The 14,748-nt window shown below is 57.7% G+C and carries 14 protein-coding genes; 4 read left to right on the top strand and 10 right to left on the bottom strand.

The window, feature by feature from the left end:
* Positions 1–132 precede the first annotated feature (132 nt).
* From VGK14_RS06855 to VGK14_RS06865, 3 genes are all read right to left on the bottom strand, one after another.
* The gene (locus VGK14_RS06855; protein WP_331508219.1) at positions 133–2,112 is read right to left on the bottom strand and encodes a putative bifunctional diguanylate cyclase/phosphodiesterase; all 1,980 of its coding nucleotides are present in this window, start codon (positions 2,110–2,112) and stop codon (positions 133–135) included.
* A gap of 263 nt (positions 2,113–2,375) precedes the next feature.
* Positions 2,376–2,507: an MFS transporter small subunit gene (locus VGK14_RS06860; RefSeq protein WP_331508220.1), complete on the bottom strand. Its 132-nt coding sequence runs from the start codon at positions 2,505–2,507 to the stop codon at positions 2,376–2,378.
* An 11-nt stretch (positions 2,508–2,518) separates the two neighbouring features.
* Positions 2,519–3,862 carry an L-lactate MFS transporter gene (locus VGK14_RS06865; RefSeq protein WP_422656615.1) on the bottom strand — a complete coding sequence of 448 codons (1,344 nt, stop codon included), beginning with the start codon at positions 3,860–3,862 and terminating at the stop codon, positions 2,519–2,521.
* On the opposite strand from VGK14_RS06865, the gene VGK14_RS06870 reads away from it, so the two are divergent.
* The 3 genes from VGK14_RS06870 to phoR all read left to right on the top strand — a co-directional run bounded on the left by VGK14_RS06870 (position 3,765) and on the right by phoR (position 6,126).
* On the top strand, positions 3,765–3,989 hold the full coding sequence (locus tag VGK14_RS06870) for a hypothetical protein (protein WP_331508222.1): 225 nt from the start codon (positions 3,765–3,767) through the stop codon (positions 3,987–3,989). The two genes, VGK14_RS06865 and VGK14_RS06870, sit on opposite strands and share 98 nt — an antisense overlap.
* 76 nt (positions 3,990–4,065) lie before the next feature.
* Complete coding sequence (gene phoB, locus VGK14_RS06875) at positions 4,066–4,752, top strand: phosphate regulon transcriptional regulator PhoB (RefSeq protein ID WP_331508223.1); 687 nt, start codon at positions 4,066–4,068, stop codon at positions 4,750–4,752.
* A gap of 36 nt (positions 4,753–4,788) precedes the next feature.
* Positions 4,789–6,126: a phosphate regulon sensor histidine kinase PhoR gene (gene phoR / locus VGK14_RS06880; RefSeq protein WP_331508225.1), complete on the top strand. Its 1,338-nt coding sequence runs from the start codon at positions 4,789–4,791 to the stop codon at positions 6,124–6,126.
* Here phoR and VGK14_RS06885 read toward each other — a convergent pair whose 3' ends face one another.
* From VGK14_RS06885 to murJ, 5 genes are all read right to left on the bottom strand, one after another.
* Positions 6,127–6,825, bottom strand: a complete 699-nt coding sequence (locus VGK14_RS06885; RefSeq protein ID WP_331508227.1) for a hypothetical protein — start codon at positions 6,823–6,825, stop codon at positions 6,127–6,129. It abuts the gene before it with no gap.
* 62 nt (positions 6,826–6,887) lie between these two features.
* Complete coding sequence (gene lspA / locus VGK14_RS06890) at positions 6,888–7,346, bottom strand: signal peptidase II (RefSeq protein ID WP_331508229.1); 459 nt, start codon at positions 7,344–7,346, stop codon at positions 6,888–6,890.
* On the bottom strand, positions 7,339–10,149 hold the full coding sequence (gene ileS, locus VGK14_RS06895; protein WP_331508230.1) for an isoleucine--tRNA ligase: 2,811 nt from the start codon (positions 10,147–10,149) through the stop codon (positions 7,339–7,341). The genes lspA and ileS overlap by 8 nt, the downstream gene beginning before the upstream one ends.
* Entirely contained in the window at positions 10,146–11,066 is a 921-nt protein-coding gene (locus tag VGK14_RS06900; RefSeq protein WP_331508232.1) for a bifunctional riboflavin kinase/FAD synthetase, read from the bottom strand. Before VGK14_RS06900 ends, ileS begins: the two co-directional genes overlap by 4 nt.
* Positions 11,066–12,604, bottom strand: coding sequence for a murein biosynthesis integral membrane protein MurJ (gene murJ, locus VGK14_RS06905; RefSeq protein WP_331508233.1), 1,539 nt, complete (start codon positions 12,602–12,604; stop codon positions 11,066–11,068). Before murJ ends, VGK14_RS06900 begins: the two co-directional genes overlap by 1 nt.
* A gap of 125 nt (positions 12,605–12,729) precedes the next feature.
* Between murJ and rpsT the strand changes: the two genes are divergently transcribed.
* Positions 12,730–12,993, top strand: a complete 264-nt coding sequence (rpsT, locus tag VGK14_RS06910; RefSeq protein ID WP_331508238.1) for a 30S ribosomal protein S20 — start codon at positions 12,730–12,732, stop codon at positions 12,991–12,993.
* 58 nt (positions 12,994–13,051) lie between these two features.
* On the opposite strand, the gene VGK14_RS06915 is transcribed toward rpsT, so the two are convergent.
* Both VGK14_RS06915 and purE read right to left on the bottom strand, forming a co-directional pair.
* Entirely contained in the window at positions 13,052–14,158 is a 1,107-nt protein-coding gene (locus tag VGK14_RS06915; RefSeq protein WP_331508239.1) for a 5-(carboxyamino)imidazole ribonucleotide synthase, read from the bottom strand.
* 23 nt (positions 14,159–14,181) lie between these two features.
* Positions 14,182–14,682 carry a 5-(carboxyamino)imidazole ribonucleotide mutase gene (gene purE / locus VGK14_RS06920; protein ID WP_331508234.1) on the bottom strand — a complete coding sequence of 167 codons (501 nt, stop codon included), beginning with the start codon at positions 14,680–14,682 and terminating at the stop codon, positions 14,182–14,184.
* Positions 14,683–14,748 lie beyond the last annotated feature (66 nt).

Raw genomic sequence — 14,748 nt, forward strand, 5'->3', positions numbered from 1 at the left:
TTCCTCTCAATCTAGGGCTCACCGGGATGGTATTTGCGATGCCATTGTACAACAACAGGATCTTTTAATCGTTTGATGTGGGTCAATCAATCCGCAACCATCGGGCTCTGCTCAAACATTCAACAATGTCTTTTATCCGACGACCCGATCCGCCGCCTCATGAAGGCCAGGTGCAAGCGGCACGCCGTCAAGCAGGAGTTTTTCCAAGTCCTCCTTGGGCAACGGCCGGCTGAACAGATAGCCCTGTATTTCATGGCAATCATGCGTAAGCATGAATTCCAGTTGGTCCATCGTCTCCACGCCTTCGGCAATCGCTTTCATATCGAGCCGGTGCGCCAGCGAGACGATTGCGGCGGTAATTGCCGCATCGTCGGTATTGTTGGCGATATCCTTGACAAAGGACTGATCGATCTTGAGGGTATTGATCGGAAAATTCTTCAGCAAGGCCAATGAAGAATGCCCGGTGCCAAAATCGTCGATGGCCACCAGAACGCCCAGTGCCTGAAGTCCTTTCAGCACAGCGATGGCTTCGTCGGGATTGGACATCACCATGCTTTCGGTGATTTCGATTTCCAGTTGGTGCGGATCGAGACCGGTTTCGTGCAATACGTTCAGGATCTTCTTGTGGATATCAGCCTGGTGAAACTGCCGTGGCGACATATTCACACCCACCCGCAGGGTATGGCCGGCATCTTTCCACTCGCGTGCCTGCTTGCAGGCGGTTCTCAACACCCAGTCGCCGATCTCGATGATCATGCCGTTCTGTTCAGCCATGGGAATGAACATGCCGGGAGAAATCAGCCCGAATTCCGGGTGACACCAGCGAATAAGTGCTTCGACGCCTATGATGCGCCCGGTTTTGGTTTCCACCTGCGGCTGGTAGTAAAGACGCAGCTCGTTGCGCTCGACCGCATAGCGCAAGGCATTTTCCAGGGTCAGGCGCTCCAGTGCGCTGGCATTCATTTCCGCCATGTAAAACTGATACGAGTTACCGCCGTTTTCTATCGCCCGGTAAAGCGCAGTATCGGCGTTTTTCATCAAGGTAGTGCGATCCGCGCCGTCGTCCGGGTAAATGCAAATCCCCAGACTTGCCGTGGTATGCATTTCATACCCTTGTATTTTGAATGATTGCGCGATGCCAGCCAGAATTTTTTGTGCTATTTCAGCGATCTCCTCTATTTCCTGTATCGATTCCAGCAGGATGATGAATTCGTCGCCGCCCAACCGGCAGACAGTATCTCCGGCGTGCATGCATGCCAAAAGCCGTTCTGCGACGACTCTCAACAACTCATCGCCAATCTTATGCCCAAACGTTTCATTGACATGCTTGAAGCGGTCGAGATCGAAGAAGATCAGGCCCAGCTTGGTGTTCCCCTGTCGCGCGCGTTCAAAAGCGCTTTCGAGGCGATCGTAAAGCATTTCGCGATTAGGCAAGCCGGTCAACGCATCAAAATTGGTCATTTGATGCAGGTTTTCCTCCATCCGCTTACGCAGCGTGATGTCGGTAAACACCGAGATAAAATGCGTCACGCGTTTATTGCCATCCCGGATGCTACTGATGGTGAGCCATTCCGGATAAATTTCGCCATTCTTGCGCCGGTTCCATATCTCGCCTTGCCATTGGCCTTCCTTGAGAATGGTTGCCCACATTTCCTCGTAGAATTTCTGTTCATGATGGCCAGACTGCAAAATACGCGGATTCCGGCCTATCACCTCTTCGCGGGTATAGCCGGTTACAGCGGTGAAAGCAGGATTGATACTGACGATATTGGCGAATCTATCTGTCAGCATGAAAGCTTCGGATGCGTTTTCAAAAGCTTTCTGATGAAGAAAAAGCGAAAGCTCGGCGCTCTCCTTTCCATCCAGCGCTCTCCCATGTTGACGCAAAATCCACCAGATAAATGGAGCACTTGTCACGACCAAGGTGGTGGCATCCAGCAGATTGTTCATAATATAGCCGCTGGAGAATCTCTGACTGATTCCAAGAACATCCAGCAAGAACATGATCGCCAGTTCTGTCAGGAACAGGAACCCTGTGATCAGTGTAAAAGCCCGCAATGTGGCAAAGGTTCGCCTGGATAAGCCGGACGACGTGTCGGAGTTCTCATTCATAATCAGTTTTCATCAGCATATTGACAGCCGTTTTAAGCCGAACACAGCAACGTCGCTTTATAGGGGATTTTAATATGGCAATATCTTTATATTGCCGAACCTGCTCTGGGTTTGTTTTATTAAAACCGATTAGCATACCATATGAATGGTGCACCCGGTATTACCCCCAAAGCTTCAATGTTCTATCGTTATGCTCCAGCGGGCTAGCGGGAGCGGCTGCACAAAATACCTTGCTTGCTCACCTGCGCAGCCGCACGATCCCGCTAATGAAACAGCGCCAATGCTTTCTTTAATGTCTGGAACACCCCCCATCCCAATGGAATCAGGACATAGGCCCAGAACAGCACAAGCAGCACCGCGTGGCTTTCCGATTGAGGTTGTTCGCTTTTTATCATGTTCACTCCTTTCATCCTTGCAACGGGTCGTCGACTTCGTCGTGTTTCATATAGTGTTTTTCATGCACTTCCTTCATCAGCAGATTGCAGACGAACCCAACGCTCAGCAGACAGGCCATGATATACAGCGTAAAAGTATAGGCGTCAGCCTTGGCGACGCCATGCTCGATTTGGTATTCGCGCAGATAGTTGACCAATACCGGTCCCAGCACTCCCGCCGTGGACCAGGCTGTCAGCAACCTGCCATGGATACCCCCAACATATTTGGTGCCGAAAATATCGGCCAGATAAGCCGGAATGGTGGAAAATCCGCCGCCATACATGCTGAGAATAACGGCGGCCGCACCGATGAACATGACGATATTGCCCTCTCCGCTAAAGGTGGGCAGCATGGAATAAAGGAAAGTACCAAGCGCGAAGAACAGGAAATAAGTATTCTTGCGGCCCAGGTAATCCGAAGCGGAAGACCAGATAAAACGCCCGCCCATATTGAACAGGCTGAGCAGGCCGACAAAACCTGCGGCGGCCTCGGGCGAAATTCCGCCCTTGAACATCTCCTGGATCATCACAGAAGCCTGGCCCAGTATGCCGATGCCGGCAGTAACGTTAAGGCACAGGATCAACCATAGCAGGTAAAACTGCGGGGTTTTCAACGCTTCGTCGATATGTACGTGGCGCCTGGTGACCATTTTTTTCGCTTCGATCGGGGGGGTCCATCCAGCCGGCTTCCAATCAGGGGGCGGGATCCGGATAGCGAGCGAGCCGATGACCATGGAAATAAAATAAACAGTCCCCATTACCAGAAATGTTTCAGCCACGCCGACAGTGGCATCGCTGTGGAAATGCTTCATCAGGGTCACCCCCAATGGCGCGCCTATCATCGCTCCGCCCCCGAAACCCATGATAGCCATGCCGGTCGCCATGCCGCGCCGGTCCGGAAACCACTTGAGCAGCGTCGACACCGGCGAGACATACCCCAAACCAAGGCCACAGCCGCCCAGCACGCCATAGCCCAGGTAAAGCAGCCATATCTGATGGAGTTTCACTCCGATTGCAGAGAGTATGAAGCCGCCGCCGAAGCAGCAGGCAGCGGTGAACATGGTGCGGCGGGGACCGACTTGTTCCAGCCATTTGCCGCCGAACGCCGCGGACAAACCGAGAAAGACAATGGCCAGGCTGTAAATCCAGCCCAGCGAGGTCAGTTTCCAGTCTTCCGGGAGCGATTGCGTTATGCCGAGAATACGCGTCAATGGCTCATTGAATACGCTGAAGGCATACGCTTGCCCGATACATAAATGCACGGCCAATGCCGCCGGTGGTATCAGCCAGCGGTTGTACCCATTACCGGCAGTAATTCTCTCCTTAGAAAAAAATCCCGACATGTTCTCTCCCGAATATTTTTTGTTGATTAAAGACTGCGATCGACCCGCCGCTCCTGCAATGAAAAACATGATGAATAGTCTTACAAAAGTCGGCAGATAGCAATCATTCCGCCACCGTCATGAATATGTCATATTAGCGTCATAAAGTACGCGGAATTCTTCGTAAGGAAAACAACATGCCCGCCAATATTCTGGTAGTAGAAGACGAACCGGCGATTCAGGAATTACTGACGCTCAACCTGCAGCAGGGCGGCCATAACCCTTTGCGCGCGATGAGCGTGGAGCAGGCGCAATTGCTGATGCGCGAAACGCTGCCCGACCTCATCATCCTCGACTGGATGCTGCCCGGCATGAGCGGCATCGAGTTCGCCCGCCGGCTCAAGAACGACGATTACACCAAGACCATCCCCATTATCATGCTAACCGCAAAAAGCGAGGAAGCCGACAAGGTACGCGGACTGGAAGTGGGTGCCGACGACTACGTCACCAAGCCGTTCAGCCCGCGCGAACTGCTTGCTCGCGTCAAGGCCGTACTGCGGCGGCGCGCACCGCAGATGACGGATGACCCGATAGAAATCGGCGGCCTGCGGGTAGATCCGATCACCCATCGCGTCACTGGAAACGGCACTCTGATCGACCTTGGACCCACCGAATTCCGCCTGCTGCACTTCCTGATGTCCAACCCCGAGCGCGTGCATTCGCGCGCGCACGTATTGGACAAGGTCTGGGGGGATCGTGTGTATGTGGAGGATCGTACTGTGGATGTGCATATCCGGCGCTTGCGCAAGGCGCTTGAAGCAAGCAAGCATGAAGAAATGATCCAGACCGTGCGCGGCGTAGGCTACCGATTTTCCGCCCACTAGCCGATAATACCGATCCCTACATCAACGGTTTTCCACGTGCAAGATTTCTGGTGGCGCACAACCTGGCCGCTTTTGCCGGCAATTCTATTCTGCCTCGTCCTCTGGCCGGTAGCAGGCAGCGGCACCGCGCTGCTAGTCTTCTGCCTGTCTTTGTGCGCATTGCTCGCATTGCACCTGTTCAACCTGCGCAAGCTGGCGGGCTGGCTAAAAAAACCCGATCTGCATGCCATCCCCGAGGGCAACGGCATCTGGGATGACATCTTCGCCAACCTGTATCAGGAGCTGCGGCGCCATTCGCGCAGCGAAACCCGTCTGATATCCGCACTGGAACGCTTGCAGCAAGCTGCTGGTGCGCTTCCCGACGGGGTCGTGGTATTGAATGAAACAGACCAGATCGAATGGTGCAACCCCAGTGCCGGCCGCCAACTGGGCCTGCGTCTGGACCAGGATGCCGGCAAGCCGATCAGCTATCTGGTACGCCAGACCGAATTCATCGCTTATTTAAATGCGCGCAATTACACCGAGCCGCTGCTGCTCAAATCGGCACGCAATCCTGATGTTTCGCTGGAACTGCAACTGGTGCCATTCGGCGAAAATCAGAAACTACTGATCTGCCGTGACATTACACATCTGGAAAAGATCGAAACCATGCGGCGCGATTTTATCGCCAATGTTTCGCACGAGCTGCGCACGCCATTGACGGTGGTCGGCGGTTTTCTGGAGACATTGAAGGATATCGAGGGTGCAGTGCCGGACAATCTGCGCCATTACTTCGACCTGATGGAAGACCAGACCGGCCGCATGCGCAATCTGGTGGAAGATCTGTTGATGCTGTCGCAACTGGAAAGCAGCCAGAATCCCCCGCAAGAAAGCATAGTCGATGTTCCGGCTTTGCTGGATACGGTACAGACCGAGGCGCAAAACCTCAGCGCAGGCCGCCATCATGTTTTGATCGAGCACGCGGACCCCACGCTGAATTTGCGCGGCAGCCAGGACGAACTGCACAGCGCATTCGGCAACCTGGTCAACAATGCGATACGCTATACGCCGGAAGGCGGCGAAATCCGCATATGCTGGCAGTTGCGGGGCAAGGAGGCAGTATTCAGCGTGCGGGACACCGGCATTGGTATCGAACAACATCATATCGCGCGTTTAACCGAACGCTTCTACCGCGTGGACCGCAGCCGTTCGCGGGAAACCGGTGGCACCGGGCTGGGTTTATCCATTGTCAAGCACATCCTTACCCGGCACCAGGCGCGGCTGGAAATCCAGAGCGAGTTCGGTAAGGGCAGCACATTCAGCGCGATATTCCCGCCCGAACATGTGGCGCTGAAATCCGCTGAGAAGAATAAGCAGGGCGCGTTAACGTCTTAGTCAGAACGGCAGAAACAAGGCTGTCGCCAGGCTCAGTGCGACGCGCGAAATGAGGCGCTGCGATTTTTCGGCCAGCGTGATTGCATATAAATCCGTCCGGCCGATGATCTTGCCGAACTCGCGCTCAAAACTGAGATTGCGTTCGTTATCGTGCAGTTCGTTGGTCAGCAGATACAGCTGGCCTTGGGCATCGCGTGCATTGGAAAGCTTCCACGCGGCGATTTCGACATTGCGCGCGGCATTGTAAATATTCTGCGGATCCAGGCTATCGGTCAGATAAAATTCCGATTTTCCGCCATGCGCCTTGACCAACATGGTCTCTAAGCCGACGATGAGCGGCAGCACGCGGTCACCCTGGTAATCCGGCAGAAACGCCAGCTGAATCGCGTCGGTACCTTGCGCTTCGTTGATGTTCTTGAATTTCCAGCCGTGTCCGCCTTCGAATACCCAACCCACCATCTCCTCGACAGTGCCCGAAGTGCTCTTTTTGAGTTCGCGCGGATTGCGTTTGTAGAGCTTGGTCATCAACAGGCGCAGGCTATGCATGTTCTCCCGCATCTGCACGTCCGCCATGCGGTCGAGGTCGGATTTTCCCAGCTGGTTCAGGGAGCTGCGGTCGCTCTGTTCCGGCACCGGCTTGCTGCCCGGGTTGGGCGCGGTAGTGACGCAGGCGGGCAGGACGCCGAAGCAAAAAAGCATGGCAGCTGCTAGACATCCCCTGCGTCCCAGCTGTCCCATGCATTCCCCCTATGCTGCTTGAATTATCGATCTGGCTTCTTCAGGCCATCCCACAACAGCAGCGCCGCGCCTAGCGTAATCGCCGAGTCGGCCACATTGAAGGCCGGCCAATAATAGGCATGATAGTGAAAATAGAGAAAATCCACCACGTGGCCGAGCATGACCCGATCCCACAGGTTGCCCAGTGCCCCCCCCAGGATCAGGCTTAGCGCCAGGCAAAACAGTTTCCTGCCCGGATGTTTGCGCAGCAAGTGAACAATGATGCCTGAGGCGATTAGCGCGAAAACGCTGAAAAAGATACGCTGCCATCCGCCGGCATTGGCCAGAAAGCTGAAGGCAGCGCCGGCGTTATAAAACAGCACCAGGTCGAGAAACGCCGTCACGCTGCGGTGTTCGCCGAAAGCGAACGCCGACTGCACCCAGCCTTTGGTCAGCTGGTCCAGCAGGATCACGACGACGCTGATGGCCAGCCAGTTACGCATGGCTGCGCGGCTCGCCCCGGCCAAACAGATTGCTCACGCAGCGCCCGCAAATCTGCGGGTGCGCCGCATCGGCGCCGACATCGACACGATAGTGCCAGCAGCGCTCGCATTTGACGTGCGCGCTCGGCGCCGCAATGATACCGACGCCTTCGAGCGCCGATGTTGCAGCATCGGGGTGACGACCCTGATGTACACGGGCTTGCGAGGTGATGAACGCAAAGCGCAGGTCGTCGCCCAGCATATTCAGCTGCGCCAGCAGCTCGCCTTCGGCATAGATGTCGACCTCGGCCTGCAGCGAAGACCCGATCTTGCCTGCCTGGCGCAGCTCTTCCAGCAGCTTGAGCACATCGGCGCGCAGCAGGCGCAATTTCCCCCAGCGGCTGCTTAGTTCGGCGCCGCCATCAATCTTCGGCAATTCATACCAGGTATGCAGCAGCACGCTGTCGGCAGGGTTGCCCGACAGCAATTCCCAGACTTCGTCCGCGGTAAACGACAACACCGGTGCGAACAATTGGGTCAGCACCTGCGTGATATGCCACAGTACGCTCTGGGCGGCGCGACGCGGCCTGGAATCGGCGCCTGCGGTATACAGCCGGTCCTTGAGGATATCGAGGTAGAACCCGCCCAACTCCTCGGAACAAAAGTTATGCAGATCCTGCACCACCAGATGGAATTCGTAGCTGTCGTAATTTTTCCTGATGCGGCTCTGCAGCTCGGCGGTCAGCTCCAGCGCGTAACGGTCGATCTCCAGCCATTGCTCAGCCGGCAACAGGTCTTTCCTGGCGTCGAAATCCGCCAGATTGGCCAGCAAGAAGCGCAAGGTATTGCGGATGCGGCGGTAACTCTCCACCACGCGCTTGAGGATTTCGTCTGAAATCGTCAATTCGCCGGAATAATCGGTCGACGCCACCCACAGCCGCAGGATATCGGCGCCGTAAGTGTCCATGACCTTCTGCGGCGCGATGACGTTGCCCTTGGATTTGCTCATCTTGTGGCCGGAGCCGTCCACCACGAAGCCGTGCGTCAGCAGGGCATCAAATGGAGCACGGCCGTCGATGGCGCAGCCGGTAAGCAGCGACGACTGGAACCAGCCGCGGTGCTGGTCCGAGCCTTCCAGGTAGAGATCCGCCGGATGCTGCAATTCCGGCCGGCGCTTCAGCACGGCCGCATGCGTGGCGCCGGAATCGAACCAGACGTCCAGCGTGTCGGTGACTTTCTTGTACTGTTCGGCCTGTTCCGGTGCCTGGGCTTGCAGGAAGGCCGCGCCATCCAGCGAGAACCAGGCTTCTATGCCCTGCTGCTCGACCTCTAACGCGACTTTTTCCAGCAGTTCCAGCGTGCGCGGATGCGGCTCGCCAGTCTCCTTGTGCACGAACAGCGGCATGGGCACGCCCCAGTTGCGCTGGCGCGACACGCACCAATCGGGGCGGTTCTTGATCATCGCCTCCAGCCGCGCGCGGCCCCAGGACGGGAAGAATTGCGTATCCTCCACCGCTTTATTGGCGGATTCGCGCAGGGTTTTGCCGCCCTTTCCGGATTGGTTCATACCGATGAACCACTGGTGCGTGGCGCGGAAAATCACCGGCGTCTTGTGGCGCCAGCAATGCGGGTAGCTGTGGTTGAGCCGCGCCGAAGCCATCAAATGGCCGCCGGCTTGCAGCGTCTCGATCACGACCTTGTTGGCATCCCACACGCTCATGCCGCCGACCAGCGGCACCTTGGCGAAAAATTTGCCGTTGTCGTCCACCGGGTTGTCCGCCGGCAAGTCGTAGCGCATGCCCACCGCATAGTCGTCCAGGCCGTGCGCCGGCGCGGTATGCACCAGCCCGGTACCGGCGTCGGTGGTGACATGGTCGCCGCAGATCACCGGCACCTGACGCGCATAGAACGGATGCTGCAACCGCAGGTGCTCCAGTGCGGCGCCCTTGCATGAAGCCAACGTGACCGTCGCACTCTCGCCATAGCGGACCAGCGTGGCTGCGGCCAGTTCATGCGCCAGAATCAGCAAACCTTTGCCGGTCCGGATCAGGTCGTAGTCGAATTCCGGGTGCACGGAGACGGCCTGATTGGCAGGCAGCGTCCACGGCGTTGTGGTCCAGACGACCGCAAAAACGGCGCCGCTGATTTCCACGCCGAACACCTTGCCCAGCGCGGCGTTGTCCGCCACCTTGAAGCCGACGTCGATCGCCGGCGAGTTCTTGTCCTCGTACTCCACTTCCGCTTCGGCCAGCGCCGACCCGCAATCCACGCACCAGTGCACCGGCTTGGAACCCTGATAGAGATAGCCGTTTTGATAAATCTCGCCCAAGGCTCGGATGATGTCGGCCTCGGTCCCGAAATCCATCGTCAGGTAGGGATGATCCCAATCGCCCAGCACGCCCAGGCGGATAAAATCGGCCTTCTGGCGAGTGATCTGTTCCTGAGCGTACTCGCGGCAGAGTTCCCTGAATCTGGCGGCAGGAATGTCCTTGCCGTGCAGCTTTTCCACCATCAATTCGATAGGCAGGCCGTGGCAATCCCAACCCGGCACATAAGGCGCGTCGAAACCGCTCAAGGTCTTGGACTTGATGATGATGTCCTTGAGAATTTTGTTCACCGCATGGCCGATATGGATATCGCCGTTGGCATACGGCGGGCCGTCGTGCAGGATGAATTTCTGCGCGCCTTTGCGCGTCTCCCGAATCTTCTGGTAGAGCTTTTTCTCCTGCCATGCCTTGAGCCACGCCGGTTCGCGCTTGGCCAAATCGCCGCGCATCGGGAAAGGGGTATCGGGGAGATTCAGGGTGTTCTTGTAATCGGTCATTTCGCTTCGTTCAAAAAGTATTCACGCGCGGCCTGTTCATCCAGCGCAATTTGCCGCCTCAGCGTTTCAAGATCGGGGAATTTTTCCTCATCGCGCAGCTTCTTCAGGAAACTCACGCGCACGTGCCGGCCGTAAATGTCGCCGTCGAAATCGAGCAGGTGGACTTCCAGCGTGGGCTTGCCGTTCTGCTTCATCGTTGGCCGCACGCCCAAGCTTGCCACACCGGGCAAATCCCCTCCTGTCAAACCGCCCAATTTTACCGCATAGATACCGGTCAACGGCGGTTTGTCGTGGTGCATCTGCACATTGGCCGTGGGGTAACCCAGCACGCGCCCCAGTTTATCGCCATCGACGATGTGGCCGCTGATACTGTAATCGCGCCCCAGCAGCCTTTTCGCCTGCAGCAGGTCGCCTCCCTCCAGCGCCTGGCGCACCCGCGTGCTGGAGACCCGCGCCCCGTCCATCTCCACTTCCGGCAGGCTTTCCACGATGCAGCCGGCATCGCGCATATGCTGCACCGATCCCATCCGCCCGGCGCCGAAGCGGAAATCCTCGCCCACCAGGATCAACCGCGCATCCAACGACTGGCGCAATATGCGCTCGATAAACAGCTGGGCGCTCATCGCGGCGAACTGTGCGTCGAACTGGCACACGTAGCTGCGCTTCACGCCATGCTCGGCAAACAGTTCCAGCTTTTCACGCATCGAAGTCAAGCGGGCAGGCGCTTGATCGGGAGTAAAAAATTCGCGCGGATGCGGTTCGAAGGTCAGCAGGCTGCAAGCCAGGCCTGTACTTCCCGCGACTTCGGCCAAGCGCCGCATGATGGCCCGGTGGCCGATATGCACGCCATCGAAGTTGCCGATCGCCAGTGCAGTCGGGATCTCGGCATGCTGAGGAAAATGTCGGAAAATCTGCATTACGTTACCGTGCGCTTCATAAAATCCTTGATACGGAAGCCCAGCATCCATAGCGATGCGAAGTAGGCGCCCGCCCCGGCCACGACCAGCATGATCAAACGCAGCAATTTTTCACGCGTGCCGAAATTGAGCCACGCTTCATTATTGCCAGCCAGCCATGACAATACCAGCGCCATGGCAACCAGCGCGGCGCCAAGCTTGAGCATGAATATCAACCAGCCGGGACGCGGCCGGTAAATACCGGCGAGCCGCAGGTTGTAATACAGCAAGGCCGCGTTCAGGCAGGCCCCGAGCCCGATCGCCAGCGCCAGTCCGGCATGGTGCAATTTCCAGATGAAGGCCAGGTTCATCAACTGGGTTGCAACCAAGGTAAAAATGGCGATTTTGACCGGCGTCTTGATGTTCTGTCTGGCATAGAAGCCGGGCGCCAGCACCTTGACCAGGATCAGCCCGAGCAAGCCCAGGCTGTAGGCCATCAACGCCTCGCGCGTCATCCACACGTCATGCTGGGTGAACGCGCCGTAATGGAACAGCGCGCATACCAGCGGCACCGCCAGCACCGCCAGCGCCACCGCAGAAGGCAACGCCAACAGGAAAGTCAGGCGCAGCCCCCAGTCCATCAGTAGCGAATACTCACCATCCGCTTTATCGGCATAGCTCTTGGAAAGGCTAGGCAGCAATATCGTCCCCAGCGCCACGCCCAGCATGCCGGTGGGAAACTCCATCAGGCGATCGGCATAGTACAGCCAGGACACGCTGCCGGTTGCCAGAAAAGAGGCGAAAATGGTGTTGATCAGCAGCGAGATCTGGGCGATGGAAACGCCGAACACCGCCGGCCCCATCAGCCGCAGAATGCGCCATACGCCAGGATCCTGGCTATTGAAGCTGAACTTGGGGATGAGGTCGATCTTTTTCAGGTAGGGCAACTGGAAGGCCAACTGCAGCACGCCGCCGACCACGACGGCCCACGCCAGCACCATGATGGGCGGATTAAAATACTTGGCGAAAAATAGCGCGCCGATGATGAAAGACAGATTGAGCAGCACCGGGGTGAATGCCGGGACCGAAAACCGGCTGTAAGTGTTGAGTATGCCCCCCGCCAGCGAGACCAGCGAGATGAGCAGGATATAAGGAAAAATCACCCGCAGCATGTCCACCGTCATCGTGAACTTGCCCGAGTCGGCCACAAAGCCCGGTGCGCTCAGGTAAACCACCGCCGGTGCCGCCACGATGCCCAGCAGCGTGACCGCAACCAGCACCAGAAATAGCAGCGTGGCGACGTGGTCGACCAGAATCTTGGTGGCGTCATGCCCGCGCTGATTCTTGTATTCCGCCAGTACCGGCACGAATGCCTGCGAGAATGCGCCTTCCGCAAATAAGCGCCGCAGCAGGTTGGGAATCTTGAACGCGATGAAAAACGCGTCGGTGTAAATGCCGGCGCCGAAAATGCGGGCGACCAGCGTATCGCGCACAAAGCCGAGGATGCGCGACATCAGCGTCATGCTGCCGACGGCGGCAAGGGCTTTAAGCAGATTCATGCAGTAATTGGTGAGATTTTTGAAGCGCTAATATTACCATGCAGCCGCCGCGCTTGACCTTGCAAAAGACGCCGCGACTCTGTATGATTGCGCGTTTCAAAATTGCTTACCCTTCAGGAGTTTCAATGGCTAACAGCGCACAGGCAAGAAAGCGTGCTCGTCAGGCAGTAAAGCAACGCGGCCACAATGCGAGCTTGCGTTCCGAACTGCGCACCGCAATCAAGAAAGTGGCAAAAGCAGTTCTGGCTGGCGACAAGGCCGCTGCACAAACCGTTTTCAAGGAATCGGAAAGCGTGATCGACCGCATTGCGGACAAGAACATCGTCCACAAGAACAAGGCTGCTCGCCACAAGAGCCGCCTGTCTGCGGCAATCAAGGCAATGGCCTAAGTCGTAGCGTTCTTGCCGTATCGACAAGGCCGGCCGGGGAACCCGCCGGCCTTGTTGTTTAATGGTCTTCGATGCCGATGCGCTTGCGGATATCCATCGCGGCCGCAAGCACGTCGCGAACATCCTCGCCGATCACGGTGAAATGCCCCATCTTGCGCCCCGCCCTGGCCTCATGCTTGCCGTACAGGTGCAGCTTGAGATCGGTTTGCGCGAACAGGATGGCCCACGCCGGCTCGCCGCCCTCCGGCCACACATCGCCCAGCAGGTTGACCATCACCGCCGCGCTATGCTGGTGCGGGTCGCCTAGCGGCAAGCCGCACAAAGCCCGCACCTGCTGCTCGAACTGGCCGGTGACGCAGGCATCGATGGTGTAATGCCCGGAATTGTGCGGACGCGGCGCCATTTCGTTGACGTACAGACTGTCGTTGCAAACGAAGAACTCCACCCCCAGCACACCGACATAGCCCAGCTTTTCGGCGACGCCCCGCGCAAAAGCCTGGGCCGTTTCGCGCACTTCGGCCGAGCCGCGCGCCGGCACGATGCTGACGTCCAGAATGCCGTTGCGATGGGCGTTCTCGGCGGTGGGGAAGGCTTTGGTATTGCCCGCCGCATCGCGCGCCAGCACCACCGAGACTTCATAATCCAGCTTGAGCCGCATTTCCAGCACGCAAGCCTCGCCGTTGAAAGTGAGGAAGGCCTCCCTGGCTTCCTCCGGGGAGGCGACGCGCGCCTGCCCCTTGCCGTCGTAGCCGAAGCGGCTGACCTTGAGTATGCCGGGATAGAGGCCGCTGTTGGCTGCCGGGACATCCTCCGCACTGCGGATCACCGCATATGGCGCATGCGGAAAACCGTGGTCGCGCAGGAAATTCTTTTCCGAAATCCGGTTCTGGGCAATCGCCACGGCAGATGCCGACGGATGCACCTGGCAAGATTTGCTTAAGTATTCCAGCGTCGCCGCCGGCACGTTCTCGAACTCGGTCGTCACTGCGGCACAACTGCGCGCCATTTCATCCAGTGCGGCCTTGTCGTCATAAGCTGCGCACAGGTGAACCTCGGCAATCTTGCCGGCAGGGCTGTTGCGGTCTGGATCCAGCACCACGACTTTATAGCCCATTTCATGCGCGGCGATGACGAAGAAGCGGCCCAGCTGGCCGCCGCCCAGCATGCCCAAGGTTGCGGGAGGCAGAATCATGCATCCCTCCGTAGCGTCATTCCCAGCACTTTTTCGGTTTGCGCCTGACGGAATGCAACGAGCTTTTCTGCGAGCGCGGCATCGGTCGTCGCCAGCTGCGCCACTGCAAACAGGCCGGCATTGGCCGCGCCGGCTTCTCCGATCGCAAAGGTGGCGACGGGAATACCCCTGGGCATCTGCACGATAGAGAGCAATGAATCCTGTCCTTGCAGATGTTTGGAAGGCACCGGCACGCCCAGCACCGGCACCGTGGTCTTGGCCGCAATCATGCCCGGCAGGTGTGCGGCGCCACCGGCACCGGCGATGATGGCGCGCAGGCCGCGCCCGGCTGCCTGCTCGGCGAACTCGAACATTAAATCCGGCGTACGGTGCGCAGAAACGACGCAGGCTTCGTATGCCACACCGAAATCGTCCAGGATCGCCGCTGCCGCCTGCATCACCGGCCAATCGCTGTCCGACCCCATGACGATGGCGATTTGTACTTGTTGGTCTGTCATTGTTTCTCCCCTTATGCATCGTAGCGCAGGCGGCCTCGCCTGCATCGAAGTTGCTACGAAATGCAG

This window comes from Novimethylophilus sp., from assembly GCF_036504375.1.
Classification (GTDB): domain Bacteria; phylum Pseudomonadota; class Gammaproteobacteria; order Burkholderiales; family Methylophilaceae; genus Novimethylophilus.